The following is a 1,643-nucleotide window of genomic DNA, read 5'->3' on the forward strand; positions in this document are numbered from 1 at the left end:
GCGGGCAAGGGTGAGGTTGTTCGCCTATTAAAGGAGGTCGTGAGCTGGGTTTAGACCGTCGTGAGACAGGTCGGCTGCTATCTATTGGGGGTGTAAGGGACGTGCCATGAACGATCGTATAGTACGAGAGGAACTACGATTGGGCACCACTGGTGTATCGGTTGTCNGAGANGGCAGTTGCCGAGTAGCCACGTGCCGCGGGGTAAGAGCTGAACGCATCTAAGCTCGAAACCCACATGAAAAAGACGTTCCACTGAGGGCACTCGTAGAAGACGAGTTCGATAGACTCGGGATGTACGCACCAAGGCAACGAGGTGTTGAGTCCACGAGCACTAACAGCCCAAGCCAACAATCATACGAAGCACTGTGACCCACTGTAATGGGTCCAGGCGCGAACTGGATTGCACGAACACACGATACGTAACGAAGTGATCGTGAGGTGGTAGACGACCGATTTGGATTTACACTGGTTCGACTCCAGTGATCGGTTTCGGCGGCCACAGCGACGAGGTTCCACCCGTACCCATCCCGAACACGGCAGTTAAGCTCGTCTGCGTTCCGCGCAGTACTGGAGTGGGCGACCCTCTGGGAGTCGTGGTTCGCCGCCACCCATTCATACTTTCATTCTCTCTTCGCCAGCAACAGCACTCGTTGGTGAGGGCAGTTTCCGTCAGTTAGCGGCAGCTCTCGCGTGTTGCTGCCGCTTACAACGACCGAGATTGATCTCCGATCGATTCAGCCACAACGCTGTTCGTCGGTATTGCTGCAAAAAACGAAGCCGCTGCCGACTTATTCAGCTTTGACAACGTCGGCGTCGGGGGCGTTTTCTTTGACGCTTTCCAGTCCCTGCTCGCATTTCTGGCGGCTCGCGTAGCCTTCGCCACTGTCGGCGATGATATTCCCGTTCTCGTGAACGAGTCGCCATCGCCACTGATCGGAGTTATCGGTGTAGAGTTCAAATGTTGCTGTCACAGATTGAGATTGTCTCACAAGGGTATTATTCTACCGGTAGTCAGAACCTACTCATCTCCCGTCGGCATCGACAACGCGTGATCGACGACCGTGCCGTCGGGCTGTAGGGTGACACTCCCGAGCGTCACTGTCTCGCCGGGTTCGCCATCGGTGGCGATCGCCCGCAACGTCGTCTCTCGGTCGAGTTGCTCCCACGTGATCTCCTCGACCAGTTGCTGAAATTCGTCAGGATCGCGCCATCCCGAGTCGATATCGCTTGGCACGTGGACGACGAATCGAAGCTCGGAGTCGGTGACGTGGATGCCGACGACGAAGCGGTCGCCGTCGCTGGCCCCCTCGCCCGCTGTCTCGTTCTCGGCGTCGTTCCCATCGCTCATACCGACTCATTCGCCGAGCGGTCGCAAAACGGCTGTGGGTTGGCTGTCGGCCGTGACAGACGGTAACAGTCGGCGACGCGACGCCGGGTAGAACGGTTTTTGTCCGCCGGTCGACCATCACAGACAATGAGCTATCGGATCGGCCTGGTGGGCAAACCATCGGTCGGCAAATCCAGTTTCTTCAANGCNGCGACGATGAACGACGTNCCCGAGGGCGCNTATCCNTTCACGACNATCGACCCNNNCGTNGGCGAAGCNTACGTCCGCGTNGACTGTGCGGCCCCGGAGTTCGAC

At 57.8% G+C, this 1,643-nt stretch carries 3 protein-coding genes and 2 rRNA genes (2 of these 5 only partly in view); 3 read left to right on the forward strand and 2 right to left on the reverse strand.

Annotated elements, in window-relative coordinates; genetic code table 11:
- Window positions 1-356 (forward strand): 23S ribosomal RNA (locus EGH24_RS15515) (its annotated part extends 21 nt beyond the left edge of the window); the annotation flags it as partial.
- 133 nt (window positions 357-489) lie between these two features.
- A 5S ribosomal RNA gene (rrf, locus tag EGH24_RS11245) occupies window positions 490-611 on the forward strand.
- A 178-nt stretch (window positions 612-789) separates the two neighbouring features.
- Here rrf and EGH24_RS11250 read toward each other — a convergent pair.
- On the reverse strand, window positions 790-972 hold the full coding sequence (locus EGH24_RS11250; protein WP_142980241.1) for an HVO_2922 family protein: 183 nt from the start codon (window positions 970-972) through the stop codon (window positions 790-792).
- Between the two features lie 47 nt (window positions 973-1,019).
- Window positions 1,020-1,349, reverse strand: a complete 330-nt coding sequence (locus tag EGH24_RS11255; protein WP_142980242.1) for a hypothetical protein — start codon at window positions 1,347-1,349, stop codon at window positions 1,020-1,022.
- A gap of 126 nt (window positions 1,350-1,475) precedes the next feature.
- Here EGH24_RS11255 and EGH24_RS11260 point away from each other — a divergent pair, with 126 nt between their 5' ends.
- Window positions 1,476-1,643 carry the 5' portion of a redox-regulated ATPase YchF gene (locus EGH24_RS11260; RefSeq protein WP_142980243.1) on the forward strand. It continues 1,023 nt past the right edge of the window, so the window shows 168 of its 1,191 coding nt (coding positions 1-168); the start codon lies at window positions 1,476-1,478; the stop codon falls past the right edge of the window.

The organism is Halonotius terrestris, from assembly GCF_006861665.1.
GTDB lineage: Archaea > Halobacteriota > Halobacteria > Halobacteriales > Haloferacaceae > Halonotius > Halonotius terrestris.

What these genes read in the sequence shown, in the direction of transcription:
- EGH24_RS11255 (WP_142980242.1), bottom strand. Translation starts at nt 1,349, where the DNA reads ATGAGCGATGGGAACGACGCCGAGAACGAGACAGCGGGCGAGGGGGCC.